The sequence below is a fragment of the Odoribacter sp. genome, assembly GCF_985060555.1.
Genome location: NZ_CFKYFN010000026.1, coordinates 75,538 through 94,166, shown reverse-complemented (window position 1 = coordinate 94,166; position 18,629 = coordinate 75,538). Strand labels below are relative to the sequence as shown.

Annotated in this window: 14 protein-coding genes and 2 tRNA genes; 8 read left to right on the top strand and 8 right to left on the bottom strand. The window is 43.1% G+C overall.

Features of this window, described 5'->3' with window-relative positions:
- Positions 1–14: 14 nt before the first annotated feature.
- Positions 15–89 (bottom strand) — tRNA-Val (locus tag AC5RDS_RS03405).
- 80 nt (positions 90–169) lie between these two features.
- Complete coding sequence (locus AC5RDS_RS03400; RefSeq protein ID WP_013612938.1) at positions 170–574, bottom strand: acyl-CoA thioesterase; 405 nt, start codon at positions 572–574, stop codon at positions 170–172.
- Positions 575–737: 163 nt separating this feature from the next.
- On the opposite strand from AC5RDS_RS03400, the gene ahpC reads away from it, so the two are divergent.
- Together ahpC and ahpF are read left to right on the top strand one after the other, a co-directional pair.
- Positions 738–1,304 carry an alkyl hydroperoxide reductase subunit C gene (gene ahpC / locus AC5RDS_RS03395; protein WP_013612937.1) on the top strand — a complete coding sequence of 189 codons (567 nt, stop codon included), beginning with the start codon at positions 738–740 and terminating at the stop codon, positions 1,302–1,304.
- Between the two features lie 96 nt (positions 1,305–1,400).
- Positions 1,401–2,954, top strand: coding sequence for an alkyl hydroperoxide reductase subunit F (gene ahpF / locus AC5RDS_RS03390; RefSeq protein ID WP_118112542.1), 1,554 nt, complete (start codon positions 1,401–1,403; stop codon positions 2,952–2,954).
- Positions 2,955–3,239: 285 nt separating this feature from the next.
- On the opposite strand, the gene AC5RDS_RS03385 is transcribed toward ahpF, so the two are convergent.
- Together AC5RDS_RS03385 and AC5RDS_RS03380 are read right to left on the bottom strand one after the other, a co-directional pair.
- Positions 3,240–4,799 carry an alpha-amylase family glycosyl hydrolase gene (locus tag AC5RDS_RS03385; RefSeq protein ID WP_118107214.1) on the bottom strand — a complete coding sequence of 520 codons (1,560 nt, stop codon included), beginning with the start codon at positions 4,797–4,799 and terminating at the stop codon, positions 3,240–3,242.
- A 38-nt stretch (positions 4,800–4,837) separates the two neighbouring features.
- Positions 4,838–5,854 carry a LacI family DNA-binding transcriptional regulator gene (locus tag AC5RDS_RS03380; protein ID WP_013612934.1) on the bottom strand — a complete coding sequence of 339 codons (1,017 nt, stop codon included), beginning with the start codon at positions 5,852–5,854 and terminating at the stop codon, positions 4,838–4,840.
- A 495-nt stretch (positions 5,855–6,349) separates the two neighbouring features.
- On the opposite strand from AC5RDS_RS03380, the gene AC5RDS_RS03375 reads away from it, so the two are divergent.
- From AC5RDS_RS03375 to AC5RDS_RS03350, 6 genes are all read left to right on the top strand, one after another.
- On the top strand, positions 6,350–7,030 hold the full coding sequence (locus tag AC5RDS_RS03375) for a leucine-rich repeat domain-containing protein (protein WP_013612933.1): 681 nt from the start codon (positions 6,350–6,352) through the stop codon (positions 7,028–7,030).
- Positions 7,031–7,129: 99 nt separating this feature from the next.
- Positions 7,130–7,849 (top strand): YebC/PmpR family DNA-binding transcriptional regulator, encoded by a 720-nt coding sequence (locus AC5RDS_RS03370; RefSeq protein ID WP_013612932.1) that lies wholly within the window; start codon positions 7,130–7,132, stop codon positions 7,847–7,849.
- An 83-nt stretch (positions 7,850–7,932) separates the two neighbouring features.
- Positions 7,933–8,005: transfer RNA gene (locus AC5RDS_RS03365), tRNA-Lys, on the top strand.
- Between the two features lie 249 nt (positions 8,006–8,254).
- Complete coding sequence (locus AC5RDS_RS03360) at positions 8,255–8,920, top strand: recombinase family protein (protein WP_046405451.1); 666 nt, start codon at positions 8,255–8,257, stop codon at positions 8,918–8,920.
- Between the two features lie 330 nt (positions 8,921–9,250).
- The gene (locus AC5RDS_RS03355) at positions 9,251–10,558 is read left to right on the top strand and encodes an outer membrane beta-barrel protein (protein WP_195457628.1); all 1,308 of its coding nucleotides are present in this window, start codon (positions 9,251–9,253) and stop codon (positions 10,556–10,558) included.
- 12 nt (positions 10,559–10,570) lie between these two features.
- Positions 10,571–12,586: a leucine-rich repeat protein gene (locus AC5RDS_RS03350; protein WP_118102581.1), complete on the top strand. Its 2,016-nt coding sequence runs from the start codon at positions 10,571–10,573 to the stop codon at positions 12,584–12,586.
- Between the two features lie 152 nt (positions 12,587–12,738).
- On the opposite strand, the gene radA is transcribed toward AC5RDS_RS03350, so the two are convergent.
- The 4 genes from radA to AC5RDS_RS03330 are packed head-to-tail and all read right to left on the bottom strand — an operon-like array spanning position 12,739 to position 18,288.
- On the bottom strand, positions 12,739–14,100 hold the full coding sequence (radA, locus tag AC5RDS_RS03345) for a DNA repair protein RadA (RefSeq protein WP_013612928.1): 1,362 nt from the start codon (positions 14,098–14,100) through the stop codon (positions 12,739–12,741).
- A 17-nt stretch (positions 14,101–14,117) separates the two neighbouring features.
- Entirely contained in the window at positions 14,118–16,454 is a 2,337-nt protein-coding gene (locus AC5RDS_RS03340) for a transglycosylase domain-containing protein (protein ID WP_337778774.1), read from the bottom strand.
- Positions 16,455–16,482: 28 nt separating this feature from the next.
- A complete protein-coding gene (locus tag AC5RDS_RS03335; RefSeq protein WP_013612926.1) occupies positions 16,483–17,112 on the bottom strand; it encodes a hypothetical protein in 630 nt (209 codons plus the stop codon).
- Positions 17,113–17,115: 3 nt separating this feature from the next.
- Positions 17,116–18,288: an AAA family ATPase gene (locus AC5RDS_RS03330; protein ID WP_013612925.1), complete on the bottom strand. Its 1,173-nt coding sequence runs from the start codon at positions 18,286–18,288 to the stop codon at positions 17,116–17,118.
- Positions 18,289–18,629 lie beyond the last annotated feature (341 nt).

The window sequence follows — 18,629 nt, the reverse complement described above, 5'->3', positions numbered from 1 at the left end:
TTGACTTCCTTTTGTGGGCGCTGAGGGATTCGAACCCCCGACCCTCTGGGTGTAAACCAGATGCTCTGAACCAACTGAGCTAAGCGCCCGTGCGATCTTGTTCGATTGCGGGTACAAAAGTAGTGCTTTTTTCTTTCACTCCAAACAAAATGCTGTTTTTTTTTCAAAATTATTTCAAATAATCGGCAAAGATTTCATCGAATAATTCCCCCCGGGTCAATTTCCCATCCTTTACACAAATCGATTCCACCCGGCCACGGGCACATAACTTATCATCCGACAGCCGATAAATATCTTCTAAAAACACCAGCTTAGCCCCTTCCCGGGATATATTCAATTTAACAGAAAAACGATTCCCGCTGATCAAAGACACTTTATAGTCGATCTCGACCCGGGCCACCATCGCATCGATACCTTGCTGATGTAATTCCCCGAAATTAGCACCGGCATGCTCCAAAAACTCATGACGGGCATGCTCCATATAATGCTGATAATTGGCATTATTCACCACCCCCTGCAAATCACACTCATAATCCCGGACTTTCATCTCCAATTCAAAAATATACTTTCTCATAACTTTCATTTAAAATCACAACAAAGATAAGGGTTCTTTTTCACTCATTCGGTTTATCTATATCAGCATAGAAACTATCGATCAAAAATATTTTATTTATCGACATAATTGATATATTTTTGTATCGAAAAGAAAAAACAATAACAATTTAAAAATAAAGATTATGCAAACAATTATCAATTCTCAGCTTCCTGAATTCAGTGTACAGGCATTTCAAAACGGTCAATTCAAAACAGTAACCGACAAAGATGTAAAGGGTAAATGGGGAATCTTCTTCTTCTATCCGGCCGACTTCACTTTTGTTTGTCCGACCGAATTGGTCGATATGGCTGAAAAGTACGAACAATTTCAGGCCATGGGTGTGGAGATCTACTCTGTAAGCACAGACTCTCACTTTGTACACAAAGCATGGCACGATGCTTCTGAAAGCATCCGTAAAATCAAATATCCGATGTTGGCAGACCCGACAGGAGCTTTAAGCCGTGCGTTCGGAGTCATGATCGAGGAAGAAGGAATGGCTTACCGGGGAACTTTTGTCGTGAATCCGGAAGGCCAGATCAAAGTTGTAGAAATTCATGACAATAACATCGGGAGGGACGCGAACGAACTTTTAAGAAAAGTTGAAGCGGCTCAATTCGTAGCCACTCATACCGGTGAAGTTTGCCCGGCTAAATGGAAAAAAGGTGAAGCGACCTTAAAGCCCAGTATCGACTTAGTCGGTAAAATTTAATCCCGGACTAATTTCAGGGTTTCAATGGTCCGACCGGTTGCTGAAAAGTCTGCCTGCCATTGAAACCCTTTATCATCTTCTGAAAAAATATACGCTATGTTAGAAACAGCATTAAAAGACCAGTTACGCACCATTTTTGCACCGCTGGATTCCCGATACACTTTTTTAATCCGGCTTAATCCCCGACACGAAAACCGGAATGAATTGATCGAACTATTAGAGGATGTCGCCTCTTGTTCAGAAAAAATCAATTACCGGCTGGAAGAAGGAGAGGGGCTGGAATTTGAATTGCTGAAAAATGAACAAAAAACGAGGATCAAATTCCGGGGCATACCGAACGGTCACGAATTCACTTCTTTACTATTGGCCATCCTCAACAGCGACGGCAAAGGGAAAAACATACCCGACGGGAACTTACAGAAACGTATAGCAGCCTTGAAGGGACCGATCCGGTTAACTACCTATGTATCCTTAACATGTACGAATTGTCCGGATGTTGTACAGGCCTTGAATCTGATGGCTATCCTGAACGACAACATAGAACACGAAATGGTAGACGGAGCGATAAATCAAGCCGAAGTAGAGGCTCTGCATATACAGGGAGTGCCTTCGGTATATGCCGACGGTAAGCTCATACACATCGGACGGGGAGAATTCGGAGAACTCCTTGAAAAATTGGAGGCGACCTACGGTTCGGAGAATACCGGCCAGGAAATCCCGGAAAAGAAATACGACGTCCTGATCGTAGGAGGTGGTCCGGCAGGCTCTTCGGCAGCCATCTACTCGGCCAGAAAAGGACTGAAAGTAGCCATCATTGCCGAGCGTATCGGAGGCCAGGTGAAAGAAACCGTGGGTATCGAAAATCTGATTTCTATTCCTTACACGACAGGTAGTCAGCTTGCCGATAATCTGCGTACCCATCTTCAACATTATCCGATCGATCTGTTCGAACATCGGAAAGTGGAAAAAATGGAGCATACCGGAAAAGAAAAAATTCTTTCGGTAACCGGAGGAGAAAAATTTGTCGCCCCGGCTATCATTATCGCTACCGGAGCTAGTTGGCGGCGTTTGAATGTACCTGGCGAAACAGACTATATCGGTAAAGGAGTAGCTTTTTGCCCCCACTGTGATGGTCCTTTTTATAAAGGAAAACACGTGGCTGTCATCGGAGGAGGTAATTCAGGAATCGAAGCAGCGATCGATTTGGCGGGAATTTGTTCTAAAGTAACTGTTTTTGAATTCCTGGAAGAGTTAAAAGCCGATCAGGTATTACAGGAAAAAGCGAAAAGTCTGCCTAATGTAGAAATTCTGGTCAACTCCCAAACAACCGAAGTGGTGGGAGACAAAGAAAAAGTGACAGGCATTCGCACAAAAGACAGGACAACGGGTAATGAACGCTTGTTCCCCCTGGACGGTATTTTCGTACAAATCGGACTAGCAGCCAATAGCAGTGCTTTTAAAGAAATTGTCGCGACCAATCGTCTGGGAGAAATCATCATCGATGCCCATTGCCGGACCGACATTCCGGGTATCTATGCAGCCGGCGATGTTTCCACCGTCCCCTATAAACAAATTATTATCTCAATGGGAGAAGGAGCCAAAGCAGCACTCTCAGCTTTCGAAGACCGTATTAAAGGGGTATTGGATTAACATCACTTTATTTTTGATTCGGTTCGTTTCTCAGGAAGCCTGAAAAGCGAACCTTATCCGTTTTCTAAAATATACACAAAAACAACAATACCCAAGTTGCTAATCCTGTCAACTTTCACTAAGTCGATGTTATTATTTATACATAGAGAAGCTGAACAAAAGGGAATTTCAAGACATAGCCCAATCGAATACCAGCACATATTGTCAGGAAATAAAAAGAACCTCGCCAAAGAAAAAGCATCTATAAAATCGATGAACTTTATAAACTTTCGCCCAGGTGACTATTCAATTATAGATGATCTCGACTCCATAGGCGGGGACATCCAGAATTATTTTCGAATTATCATAGCTAAAACGGTTACCGAATAGGGAAGAGAAGTTTTCCTCCCGTTTCATCTCCGGTAAATCGAGCTTTAAAGAGACCGTTTCTTTGCCTTTGTTGAAAACTACGAGGACATTTTTACCGAAAAAAGAACGGATATAAGCGTAAATTTGCTTTTCCACCCGAAGGGGGATAAAATCCCCATAGAGTAAAGCCATATGTTCACCTCGCAATTGATTTAAAGCACTCAGCTTCGATTTCACGTTCAGCTGTTCGTCGGTCCATTCCTCCCCCTGCCCAAGTATTCCTTCCTTTTTCGGCCAACCGATTTCATCCCCTTCCCCAATCATAGGAATCCCCGGAATCGTCACATTAAAAGCCAGAAATTGGACTAATTTCCGATAGACCGTATCCTGTCGCTCACTCTGTACAGGCAAAAGGGAAAATTCATCGGTACGGGTGACAAAACGCGGAGCTTCGCCGTTACCCGAATAATGAATCCCTAAATAGTCATTCTCCGCATCCTGAAAAGTAGCATTCAATGCCTGTGCTAAAATTTCAAAACCCGTATTCGACCTGGCAAAAACCGCAGTGGCTTTATCAAAAACAAAACGGTCTAATCCGGCAAGACTGTCCGTTACGACAACGGTCAGCCGGCACCGCCGAGCTTCCAGCTCCAACTTTCGAAGATCGGCAGACAAACTATCAGCCGAAGCTTTCGGAAACAAATAGAGCGTATTTATCCCCAAGTCTTTGAAATAACCTTCTACCATTTTTTGACCGATAGCAGCAACCTCTATATTCGAATAAGCCGGGTTCATCGAATCGGCTATGAACCCGGTATCCGGCGTGGCCAACTCTTTCACTTCCAAACCATAAATAACTGTAGTCCTCTTATCTGTATCGTTCAATTGCCCGACTTCGGTAATCAATTTGCCTCGTCTAAGAGGGATAATAATCGCATTTGAAATACTGAAACTATCTCTCGCCCAAATCCTCAACTCTCCATACTTCAACTGACGGGCAGCTTCGGGTAACACGATACCTACCCTCTTTTCCGTACAGGAAAGGAAATTTTCTGCCAGTTTATAATTTTGAAAATAAACAGCCCAGTCTATTACCGGAGAGGTACTCTGTAAAAAAAACGTATCTCCCCTTACTTCATCGGTACCGATATAAAAACCGGCATCCGGATTCGGCCGCATCACCGGAATCTGATAATCATATCCCTCGTAACGGATGTTCATCCCGGATAATAACACACCTGAATCCCCGGCAATTACTCCTAACGTAGAGGCCGTTTTGTCCCAATACAACTTTACACCGGCAAACGGAATAATTTTTTTAATTTTTTCAGGATATAAGAAATAATCCTTCAGATCGACCCAAGTGGTATCGGATTTCAGAAAAACGGGCGAAGCCAAATGGGACAGGCCCGGTTGATCGGGAATTCGCAATTCTTTTGTCCTGCAACACACGATACAGGATAAAATTATAAAAGGAATCAATATTCTCATCAACATTCGTAAATCATTAACTTATCAAAGATATAATAAATTTATTACCGATCGACAGACAGAGTAGAATCCCGTACAATTAATTCGGGTTTCAACAACCGGGTCACTGTCGGGACCTCCTCTTTATCCTCGATGCGGCGAATCAACAAACCGGCAGCGATATTCCCTACCCGATACCCATCTTTATTCACGGTAGTCAAAGCGGGAAAGGTTACTTCTGTCGATGGTTCGTTACCATATCCGCATACAGCAACTTCTTCCGGTACCCTGCATTTCATCTGCCGAAGTACACTCAATACATGCACGGCAAAGGCATCGTTAGCGGCAAAAATACCATCGACTCCGGAATGCAACACCAATTGCCGGGTAATTCTATAAACTTCCGACACATCCTCACATTCGACGATCAGTTTTTCATCGGTGAACAAATGCCGGTCTTTCAACGCCTGCAAATATCCTTTTTCTCTTTTCTGCGCCCAAAGATAACGGCGGGGCAAAGCGATATGTGCAATCTTCCGGCATCCACCGTCAATCATATGTCTGACCACCGTACAGGCTCCTTTATAATCATCTTCGAGTACCCGGTCGGTATCCAGATTGGGAGCTATACGATCGAAAAACACCATCGGAATCCCCTCATGCTGCAATTTCACAAAATGATCCAGGTCATTCGTCGTCCTGGCAGGCGCAACTACCAAGCCATCGATCCCGGATTTCTGGAGAAACTGACAGATCTTTACCTCTTGTTCATAATCCTCTCCATTTTCAAACACAATCACCTTATACCCCGATGAATATGCAGAACGAATCACACTACTCACAGCACAGGCATAAAAATAATTTCCTAAAAAAGGAACCAGCATAGCGATCGAGTTAGATCTTTTATTTCTCAGACTCAATGCCAACGCACTAGGTTTATAGTGCAATTCCTGTGCCAAAGCCCTCACCCTTTCCTGAGTAGCCCGGCTAATATCCGGATGCCCCTTCAGTGCACGCGAAACGGTAGAAGGAGCCAACCCAAGTATTTCAGCCAATTTTTTTAAGGATACAGAAACTGCCATATCGACTTTTTATTTTTTAACGCCTGTAAGTATGAAAAGTTTCAGAAAGCGATTTCTGTTATTTTCTGAAATAAAAACGATTATAACACAAAAGTTCTCGGAAGTTTAATATAGTTTTGATACGAAATAACTAGCTAAATCAAGATATATATTTTACATTAAACAAATAAAACAGTGTATGTACGCGTAATTATGAATTTATGAATAAAGACTAAAAGCAAAACAACAGTCCATAAAAATGCAGAAATAGGTTACAGACGATTATTTAATTCTTATTTTTTATTATGTTTGTCACATTCCTTAGAGAAGGGAAATATAGAATTTAGTCGTTATTTTATTCTTGTCAGAGAAACCGCCAATTTTGAACAAAAGCAAGAATAAAATGTAATGTTCATGCATAAGCGTGGGCTGTTGTGTTTTGCTTTTAGGTGCTTGGCGGTACCCTTCTGACAGACACTCGGAACACGCTTTTTTTAGAACTAAACTACGATTAAAATGAATATTAGTGCGGAAGAATTCCACATCCACTTTATCAGCTATGCAAATATCCCCTTTAAGGCAGGAATATATGCCAGTGATCTGTCTATAGACTGGGGAGACGGAACAAGTTCAATTCTGAAAGAAAAACAATACTTCAACATCGTCCATCACTATCAGCAAGAAGGACTGTTTCATATCAAAATTTCAGGCCACCGGATTTCAAATCTGAATGTCAGCCGGTTAAATTTAGTCGATTTACAACTCGAACATTGTCCTTCTTTGGAATATCTGAACTGTTCGATCAATGAATTGAAGGAACTGGATCTTTCCTCATGTCCGGCATTGGAAGAGTTGCATTGCAATTCCAATAATTTACAAACCCTGGATCTCAGTTCCAATCCAAAGTTGATGCAATTGAATGTTTCCTATAATCTTTTGGAAACCCTCGACCTTTCTTTATGCCCTAAGCTTCAATCTTTGTATTGTTCATTCAATCACCTGACTTCCGTTTGTTTGAACCATTGCAGGGATATTCTTTATATAGACTTGTGTAATAACTTATTAAATAAAGAAAAATTAGATCTGTTATTCAGCCAATTACCCCACCGGACGAAACGGGCCATGATCTATTATCTGGAAAACCCAGGCAGTGAATTTTCTGATTATCATCTTCTCAAACTAAAAAACTGGGATTAACAGATACTTTTTAGTTTTTAGTTTTCACTTTTTGACCGAAATAATATAACTTTGCGCCTCATAAATATCAACAAAATAAGGAATTAAATAAAATATATTATGGGAAGAGCGTTTGAATACCGCAAAGCACGCAAATTGAAAAGATGGGGTAATATGGCCCGTACGTTTACCAGAATCGGAAAAGAAATCGATATTGCCGTAAAAGCCGGTGGCCCCGACCCAGCAAACAATACCCGTCTTCGTATTCTGATTCAGAATGCCAAGGCTGAAAATATGCCTAAAGAAAATGTAGAACGGGCTATCAAACGAGCAATCTCTAAAGATACTTCTGATTACAAGGAAATCACTTATGAAGGATATGCACCTTATGGCATTGCCATCGTTGTAGAAGCAGCTACAGACAACAACACCCGGACCGTGGCGAATGTACGCCATGCCTTTACCAAGTTCGGGGGTTCGCTAGGAACGACCGGCTCACTCGACTTTATGTTCGACCGGAAGTGTGTATTCAAAATCAATAAACCGGAAAATTTCGATCCGGATGAATTCGAACTGGAAATGATCGACTACGGAGTAGATGAAATCTTCGAAGACGAAGATGGAGTAATCAATCTCTATGGCTCGTTCGATGCTTACGGAAATATCCAAAAATACCTGGAAGAAAATAAATACGATATCGTCAGCGGAGAATTCACCCGTATCCCTACCGATACGAAAGAATTGACCCCTGAACAAAGAGCAGAAGTTGATAAAATTCTGGACAAACTGGATGAAGATGATGACGTAACCAACGTTTACCACAACATCAAAGAAGATTAATTCCGTTTATTCTTGCAGAATTAAAAATATTGTTGCATATTTGCACCCGCAAAACGGAATTCATCCGTATGCGACAAAATGATGACTTCGTAGCTCAGCTGGTAGAGCAATTGACTCTTAATCAATGGGCCGAGGGTTCGAGCCCCTCCGAGGTCACTGAGAATAAACCACCTACTTTCGTAGGTGGTTTTCTTTTTATGCTTGTTTTTCTACTATTTAAGCAAGTTGTTTTAACTAACAATCATGTCCCGGAACGATTCAGGAAACGGCCGAATTATAATGATGACTCCAGCCAACCAATAACCCGGATTTCTTATATCCGGCACTAATGTATCCCGAAACCCGTAGCATACGACTAATTTTACCGGACGAGGTGATGTTGCCTCAGTTAAAATTATTAATATCATGATAATAGGTTATCTACGTGTCAGCACGGAAAAACAACATCCGGCCAACCAGCAGGATGAAATCAGGCGTTTTGCCGAAAGTAAACAACTCATCGTCAATCATTGGGTCACAGAAGTTGCCAGCGGCAAAAAGAGCGAACGCGACCGCAAACTGGGCGTACTGTTACGCCGACTTAAACGAGACGACACACTGATCGTCACGGAAATTTCGCGTCTGAGCCGGACGCTCACGGATATCATGGCGATTATGGGCAAATGTCTGGAAAGGGGAATAAATCTTTATACGACCAAGGAAGGCTACTCGTTCGACAACACGATCAACAGCAAAGTTCTGTGTTTCGCTTTCGGACTGGTGGCGGAGATCGAACGTAACCTTATCTCTATGCGTACACGCGAAGCGTTGGCACTACGGCGTGCGGAGGGAATGGTTTTGGGACGGCGCCACGGTAGCTATACCAAGATGAACGTACTGATCAAGAATCGACAGGTCGTTATTACGATGCTTAATAAGGGGAAGTCCATAAGCGATATTTGCAAACATTTCGATCTTTCGCGCGATACATTTGCCAAATTCAGGATGAAATACCCATCTGTCCAGAAGGCGCTGGACAAAAAAGAACAACTTAGAATCAGTCGATTTAAAAACAAACAAATCAATGCTTAAGAAATGACGGAAATTCGGGTATATCACCGGATTCCCGCTCGATTTGACAGAAAGCCGCCATAACTATCCTCCTTTATGTGTTTATACGTTGATTAAAACGTTGGTTTTCAACTACAAATTTATATCGTTTTTAGTATATGTACAAGATTAATATATAATATTTTTATAATCAAAGAATTATGATTGCCCATATGTGCCGTTATATGGTTTTATACCATGTATTATTCGTCCGAGGCGTTCAGAGGAACGTTTAAACAAGATAGATACAAAGGATAACATCCAAGTTTATCGTTGGTTAGAAGTATTAATCCGATGATATTTGAATGTCGAATGAAAAAAATCTTATTCTTTCTATTTACCTGTGCATTGACCATTGGAAGCGTGCAGGCACAGGAAGCGGCGGATTCTATAAAAATCTATTATCGCCGCGGGTACCGTAATGTCGATCCTTCATTCCGGGACAATCGGTCACAGCTGGAGTATTTCTTAAATTCGATCGGCGCGACATTAAAAAACGACCGTGTAGAAAAGATCGTCATCCGTTCATATGCCTCTCCCGACGGAGCGGTGCAGGCAAACGAACAATTGGCGGCCCGGCGGGCGGAAGAGCTGAAAGCCTATCTTGTCCGCGAAGGAAACGTTCCTCCCCATCTGATCGAACATCACGCCGAAGGTGTCGCATGGAACATGCTACGGGAGCAAGTCGTAGCATCCGACATGGCAGGACGTAACGAAGTATTGGACATTCTCGACCATACTCCGCTATGGATTTACGATGACAAGGGACACATCGTCGACGGCCGTAAAAAGCAGTTGATGGATTTGCAGAAAGGTAAACCGTATAATTATATGTTGGAGCACTTCTTTCCCGATCTGCGCAACAGCGTCAATATCACGCTCTATCTGCATGTCGTAGAGAAAAACTGCGAAAAACAACCTGAAGCGGCTCCATCATACAAAGCCGAAAACACCGAGTCTTTACAAACTATCCTGACCAAAGCACCTGCGGATAAGGAAATAGCCCATCCTGCAACTTCTACACCGACAACCGTCGATATAAAGCCGGTACGTTCGTATCCGGCAAATACCGTCGGTGTACACGCTGGATACTGTACCTCGTGGATCACCTCTTACGGACTGACCTCATCGGCAAAACCGGGTTACGAAATCGGCGTAACCGACCGGGTCAGGCTTAGCCGGCAACTGCCGTTCTACCTGCGAACAGGAGTGAGCTTTATAAACAAAGGATACGAGGTCAACGGATTCGACGACAGTCGTACCACGATGAATTACATACAGATCCCTGTGGGTATCGACTACACCGTCGCGTTAGGAAAACATTTCGCATTTATACCGTTCGCAGGATTATATTACGCAGTCGGTATAGGCGGGAAACGTGAGGTTGAAGATGAAAAAATCTCCATCTTTAAAAAAGAAGGTGGATTTTCGCGCCACGACATGGGCGTTTCGTGCGGGGTCGATGCTGCGTTCGGTCGCTTCATTATCGGAGCGGATTACCATACAGGACTTATCGATATCGACAAAACCGACACGATGTACGGGGAAGATAACCACAAAGTAGGATACAAACATGTCAGGAACCACTGTTTCATCGTTAGAATGGGAATTAATTTTTAATCTGGAAATGTCATGAAGAAGATAATAACTTGTATGATTTTTGGCTTATTGTCGTTGATTTCCTGTACGGAGTACGACGAAATCGCCATATGGAACAAGAGCGAGTATATAGATTCGCGTCTGGCCGCGCTCGAAGAGTTGTGCAGCCGGATGAACACCAATATAACCTCCCTTCAACTGATCGTAGAAGCATTGCAGGGCAACGATTACGTGACCGGTGTAACCCCGGTAGTAGAAAACGGGAAAACGATCGGCTACACGATCACCTTCATCAAAAGCGGTCCTGTAACGATATACCACGGAAAAGACGGCCAGCAAGGTACGGCGCCGGTGATCGGGATCAAACAGGATGGCGGCATCTATTATTGGACGTTCGACGGTGAATGGCTGACGGACGACCGTGGGGATCGGGTCATGGCACAAGGTATGGCCGGCAAATCGGCCTACGAACTGGCAGTCGAGAAAGGCTACCGGGGCACGCTCGAAGCATGGCTTGCATCGCTCAACGGAAGTAATGGCAACGACGGCAAATCGGCCTATGAACTGGCGGTCGAAAATGGTTATCGGGGCACCGAAGAAGAATGGCTGGAATCCCTCAAAGGCGATAACGGAAACAAAGGCGATAACGGCATCACCCCTAAGTTGGAGATCAGGGAAGACGGTTATTGGTATATCTCTTACGACGGGGGACAAATGTGGACGAAACTGGATCGGGCTACGGGCGATCCCGGCCAGAACGGAGATTCGATGTTCAGCGATGTTGACAATTCCGATCCGGATTATCTCGTTCTGACACTGTCTGAAAACGGCGAACAGATAAAACTGCCCTACTACAAAGACAAATTCGACCTTTTGTTCGTCTCGGGAACCGACAAAGTGAAAGAGATGACGGTTTACTGTAGCGCAGGTACAACGGCAGTAGTAAACTACGAATTGACGAATCCTTTGAACGTACAAATTTCCATCGCATGCATTTCGCACAGCGGATACAAGGTCACGGTAGATAAAACCGGTAAGAAAATCTCTGTTTCCGCTCCCGACGATCCGGCAGCGATCAGCGAACCGGAAAGCGGGATACTGGTATTCGCTTCAGACGACGAACGCACCATAATGCGAAAACTGGTTGTCAAACAGATGAAGTATATCGAATATACGGCACACCAACAACTTGGGTGGAATAATGGTGCATATGGCCCTCGTTTCGGGGGTAAAAACTGCACGTTTCTTGACGAGCAATGTACATACGACAAAAATACCAAAGAGGGTAAATGGGCTTATACCGGAACGGTCGAACGGGTGAACGACGGTGCATTCCTCTATGAAGACCAAATAATAAGCATTGTCTTACCTTCAGGGATCGAGATAATAGAGGGTGTCGCTTTTCAGCAGAGCAGCATAGAAACAATTGAATTACCGAATACTTTAAAATCAATTGGAAATACTTGTTTCGGGTATTCAAAACTGACCCGAATTACCATACCGAAAAGTGTTGTCTCATTGGATAGGGCTGTATTTAGTAAATGCGCCGAATTGATTTCGGCCGATATTCAGGCCAATATTGAAGAATTACCCTCCAATACATTTGAGCAATGCTCTAAATTACAAAATATCAAATTGCCGGAATCACTAAAAAGAATATCTAATAATACTTTTATAAATTGTTCTCTCTTGGAAGAGATCACAATTCCCGATGCAGTTACCGTGATTGATGATAAAGCTTTCAGTCAATGTTCATCATTGAAAAAAGTAATTCTCGGAACACAACTCGAAAGAATCGGTACAAACGCATTCAATCGATGTTCTGCATTGGAAACGATCTTATGTCCGGATGAGACTCCGGCTACCTTGGGGAAAGGTGCTTTTCCCGTAGCAGACGGCTGGACAGTCACCAATGCCAGCTATAGAATATATGTTCCTGACGAACAACTCGAAACATACAGACAAGCTTGGCCGGATTATTGGGCTGCCCCCAATAATTTCCAAATAACGAAAGTCATATATGGGATAAGCTCGATGCCTACGCAATAGGTATAATGACATTTAATAAATATTCCTCGGATCGTTTGATCCGAGGAATATTTATTAGGACAGGTCTTCGGTAGATCTGCAATTTTTGTAAAACATTTCGCTTATTCCCGCTTCAGGGCAGATGATCGCTGTGATCGCTGAACTTTCCCGAATCACCCGAACAGACTGCGGCAGATGTCCGCTATTCTGGAAACGAATGCCACTTCGATATGAGTCGCCTTGCGGGTAAATCCTTTTTTATTTCCCAAGGGCACAAAGATTCGTTTAAAACCTAGTTTTTCAGCTTCCGATATCCGCTGTTCGATGCGACTGACAGCCCGAATCTCACCTGAAAGCCCGACCTCTCCGGCAAAAACCGTATCTGCCGGAAGAGCTGCATCGATATTCGACGACAAAACAGCCATGACTACGGCTAAATCCAGTGCCGGATCACTCACCCGGATACCACCGGCAATATTCAAGAAAACATCTTTAGCAGCCAATTTAAAACCGACCCGTTTTTCGAGCACTGCCAATAGCATATTCAAGCGACGCGAATCAAAGCCCGTAGCAGAGCGCTGAGGAACTCCGTAAGCGGCTGTCGACACCAAAGACTGTACTTCCAATAAAATCGGTCTCACGCCCTCTACAGTAGCAGAAACCGCTATTCCACTCAATTCCTGATCATGATTGGACAAAAGTAGTTCGGAAGGATTGGTGACCTGCCTCAATCCTGATTGCAACATTTCATAAATCCCGATTTCGGAAGTCGAACCGAACCGGTTCTTCATCGAACGTAAAATACGGTACATATATTGCTGATCACCTTCAAATTGCAGAACAGTATCCACCATATGTTCCAATATCTTAGGACCGGCCAATTGGCCGTCTTTCGTAATATGGCCGATCAATATAGTAGAAATCGTATTTTCTTTGCTAAAACGGAGTAAGGTATTGGTACATTCACGAATCTGAGACAGACTACCGGGAATAGAGTCTACAGCTTCGGTAGCTAAAGTCTGTATCGAATCGATAATCAATAAATCGGGCAAAATAGCACGTGCATGCTGCAAGACCATTTCCAAAGAATTTCCGGAAAGGAACAGACATTCGTCGTTTTCGGCTCCTAAACGCTGAGCTCTCATCTTTATTTGCGAAATACTTTCTTCACCGGATACATACAACACTTTTCCACAACGGTTATGAAGAGCGAACTGCAATACTAAAGTCGATTTACCGATACCCGGTTCACCACCTAACAGAATCATCGATCCCGGAACCATACCTCCTCCCAATACCCGGTTCAGCTCGTTATCTCCGGTATCCATCCGAACATCTGCATTCACTTTGATCTCAGACAAACGCAACGCTTTGGAGGAAGGATTACCTATTACTGCATTCCCCCGGCTTTTCGAAGTTACCTCGACTTCTTCCACAAAACTATTCCATTCGCCGCAAACATTACAACGCCCGGTCCACTTAGTCTCTTTCGCCCCGCAATTCTGGCACACATATATTGTTTTCGACTTTACCATATCAACTTATAATCCGATTAATAAAATTCTTCCTCATCTTCCCGGATACCGTTATTCATTTCTTTCACTTCTGCCTCGGAAATCGTCTCATCACAATCCAGACGCTTATTGATTCCGGCAGGACGGTCGAAAGGACGGTCGGACATTTTCAATCGGGGATCGGCATAAGCTTTCAGCAAAAATTTAGCCCAAATAGGTAAGGCCATACTAGCTCCCTGTCCATTAGCCAGATTTTGGAAATGGATGGAACGATCTTCTGCTCCAACCCAAACGCCACCGACCAAGTCGGGAGTAACACCCATAAACCAACCATCGGCATGCTTTTGGGTGGTACCGGTCTTTCCCCCCATCGGATTCATCAGTTTATATTTATAACGCAAACGGACACCTGTCCCGCCAGTCACTACGCCTTCCAGCAAATTACACATCAGATAAGCCGTATTCTCAGTGATGACTTCCCGGGATTCGGGACGGAATTCCTGAAGTACATTCCCATATTTATCTTCAATCCGATAGACAGGCAGCGGAGAATTGTATACACCCTTATTCGCAAAAATCGAGTAAGCAGCCACCATTTCTTTTACCGTAATTTCAGCAGTACCTAAAAATACAGAAGGTACCGGATCGATAAAACTGGTAATCCCCATCTTATGGGCCATTTGAGCAACAGCTTCGGGAGTAAATTGTTTCAATACCCAAGCCGAAATATTATTCTCCGAATTGGCCAATCCCCAACGTAAAGTAACCATTTCTCCCTGACGTTTCGTACCTCCCCGTGCCGACCAGGGTTCACCTGTCGGAAGGATAAAGGTTTGGGGAATATTCGGCACTTTATCACAAGGCCCGAGACCTTCCTGCATAGCCAGGGTATATAAGATCGGTTTGATGGTGGAACCGACCTGTCGCTTTCCGGCACTCACCATATCGTACATAAAATAACGGTAATCCGGTCCGCCGACATAAGCTTTGATATAACCTGTCTGAGGCTGCATGACCATAAATCCTGAGCGGAAAAATGATTTATAATGTTTGATAGAATCCAAGGGCGTCATCACTGTATCCCGGATACCGTTCCAGGTAAATACCTGCATTTTCAAAGGCTGGTCAAATGTTTTCCGGATTTCCTTGAAACTCATCCCCTGCTTGCTCAGTACCCGGTAACGCTCGGACTGACGGATAGAACGGTCCAACACCTCCTCAATTTCGGTGGGTGTCATGTCGTTAGAAAAAGGAGGACGGTGTTTTTTCACTTTTTCTTTATCGAATAAAGGCTGTAAATCCTGGGAAAGATGCTCGCGTACGGCTTCTTCAGCATATTTCTGCATCCGGGAATCCAGAGTCGTATAGATTTTCAATCCATCGGAATACAAATCATAATGCGAACCGTCTACTTTTACATTCTTTTTACACCACCCATACAAAGGATTGGTTTCCCAGGCAACCGAATCCAGCCTGAACTGTGATAAATCTCTGTAACGTTTTCTATCGGGCTTATTCGCAGTCATAAACAAACGAAGATATTCCCGGAAATAAGTTGCTAATCCTTCTTTATGATCGACCCGTTTAAAATTCAATCCCAAGGGTAACTTCTTTAAAGAATCACACTCTTCGCGGGTGATTTTATCGTATTTATACATTTGAGATAAAACGACATTCCGGCGATTTAGAGTGAGCTCAGGACGACGGACCGGATTATAGTAAGAAGAATTCTTAGCCATCCCGATCAACATAGCCGCCTGTTCGACTTTCAACGAATCCAAGGGAACCTGGAAATAAATATCTGCAGCCGAACTGATTCCTACAGCCAGATTCAGAAAATCATATTTGTTGAGATACATGGTCAGAATTTCTTCTTTCGTATAGCTTTTTTCCAAACGTACTGCAATCACCCATTCCCGGAATTTACGAATCGCCAATTCAAACACATTCAAATCGGATTCACGGGGAAAGAGCATTTTCGCCAATTGCTGACTGATGGTACTTCCACCTCCGGCCGAAGTATTAGCCGTAAGTAATCCCTTAGCTACCCGGAACAATCCCCTCACATCGACTCCGCTATGATCGTAAAAACGGACATCTTCGGTAGCGATCAACGCATCGATCACAGATTGTGGAATTTCCCGGTATTCGATATATTTCCGGTTTTCCTTCTCAAAATAACGGTTCATGATAGGCCCGTCGGCAAAATAAACTTCGGAAGCAAACCGATTATTGGGATTCTCCAATTCTTCGAATGTAGGCATAAATCCTAATTTCCCGGCCGATATCAACCAAAAGAAAACAAAAACTCCGATAATGCCTACCAGCACTACCGACCAAAAGATCACAAAGAATTTCCAATATTTTTTAAACATTTTACCTAATATTCAAACTATCTATAAATTATAATAACGCTTTTATACGTCCCACCATACGACACAGACTATCCGAATTCCTCATAGCCGATTCAATATCCCAGCACTCATTGATAAAGGGCAGAATTGCCGTATTGTATTCCCGTCCTTTACTTGCTTTCCCTTTAGCCATCAACTGTTTTTTCAACGTCTGGTCCGAACTTTCCCGAATCAGAATATGGGTCAGAAAATAAGAAGACTTACAACTAAACTGCATTTCCATACAGGCTTTTGCTCCTCCTTGTTTCTGCAGTCCGGCACAAGGTAACTGATCGACATCGACAGAGATATATTTTGCAAATCCATCCCGATCAGCCATTAACCAGGCTTCAGCTTCATCTACAGCTACATTAAACACTAAATTCTCCGCCTGTTCCAACCCTCCGAGTAATTTTCTCTTTAATTCAGGTGCACAATTATCCGCATCCAAATCCGTCAATAAGATAACCGGAAATTTCATCGCTAATTGATTGAAATTCGGAATTTTATTCTTAATTTCTCCTCCCCTTGCCGGTAATTCCATCAAAACAGTAAACCGCCCGGCACCACAATAACTCAATATCCGGTAAATGACATGCCGGGTGACATCGTCTTCTCCCACAATATACACACCTATCATAGATCAGTCTAATTTTATGTGAGACATCGATTCGATCGACCAGGGTTTTGTCAATGGCATTACCACATCCGCCATAGAGAAACCGGCTGCCAAAATATTTTTTGCCTTTTCTACGTTTGACAACACTTCCACTTCAGTTCCTTCCGGACTATTGGTCAACAACAATACTTCTTCGGGAGCTATTCCTTCATTCGACAAAATATCATAACTATGTGTAGTGATGAACACCTGCCTGCCTCCCTTTTTCACTCGCTGAATTTTTGCTATAAATTCAGGGAATTGGGCCACAATCCCAGGATGAAGATTTATTTCAGGTTCTTCCAACAATAACACTCCGTTCGAATCAATCAATGCAAACAAAAAACCGATCAACCTCAAAGTTCCATCAGAAAATTGCATTTCCTGCTGTTTACTCCCCCGGGTCCTCCAATGTACATAACGTGCCTCCAGATGCGGAACTCCTATCTCATCTTTAACAAAAGATAATTCCTCCAGCTGGGGCACCGCCAATTTCAAAAATTCATTGATTTTCCGAAAATAAGAGCGACGGGTATTATCATTTAACAAAGCCAGTCTTTTCAAAAAATTACGTCCATAATAATCCTCCTTATCCCCGCTATAACTAGACGAAGCTGATTCCCGGACCATTTGTGGGACGACATTGAGATATTCGACATTTTGCAGGAATTGCTGAATCACCCGGAAATCTTTGTTGGCATTCGGCTGTTCCAAATAAGTATATTTCAATGTTTCTTCATCCTCTCCCAAGGTTTCAGCCGAACGATCCAGTACATAGCGCTGTTCTCTCCCCGAAAAAACTTTCTCAGAAACAATTTTTACCTGATTTTCCCGTATTCCTCCTCCCGTATGCTTAAAGTTCAATTCATAGTGCCAGCACAGCTCCCGACTATCCGACTCACTTAATTCGATAGCCAACTTTACATTCGATTGCTCACGGGCTGCCAGGCAACGTATTTTTGTAATACCGCCCCTCACCCGCACAGCCGTTTGAAGTCCCCCACCTTGCTTAGCAACATCCCGCAAAAAGCGAAGTGCATCGATAAAATTGGATTTTCCTGCAGCATTCGCTCCCACAACAAAGCACCGCTCTTGCACTCCAACCTCACATCGGTGAAAGTTTTTCCAGTTAAATAATTCGATTTTAGAAATAATCATGGTGCCCTATATTTTAAAATTCAGCAAAATCAGCTTGAATGACAAATATAGGATAATCTATGCTTCGAGACAATTAAAAAAGAATGATTTTCTCTAAAAACATCATTTTCAGAGGAAATCATTCTTTTCTATCAGATTGAACCAGAAGCTTTTCCGCTTAACACTCAAAGTCGGAGAGCGAAAACACTTTGTCTTCGGGCACTTCCGGGCCGCTGCCACAGGTCGGCCACCGAAATATTGCTGCGGATCACTTTGCTGTAGAGATGCAGACCGATTGAGAAATAAAAACAACAAAAAAATATCAAATCTTCTATTTTGTTTGAGGTATACATATCGTAAAT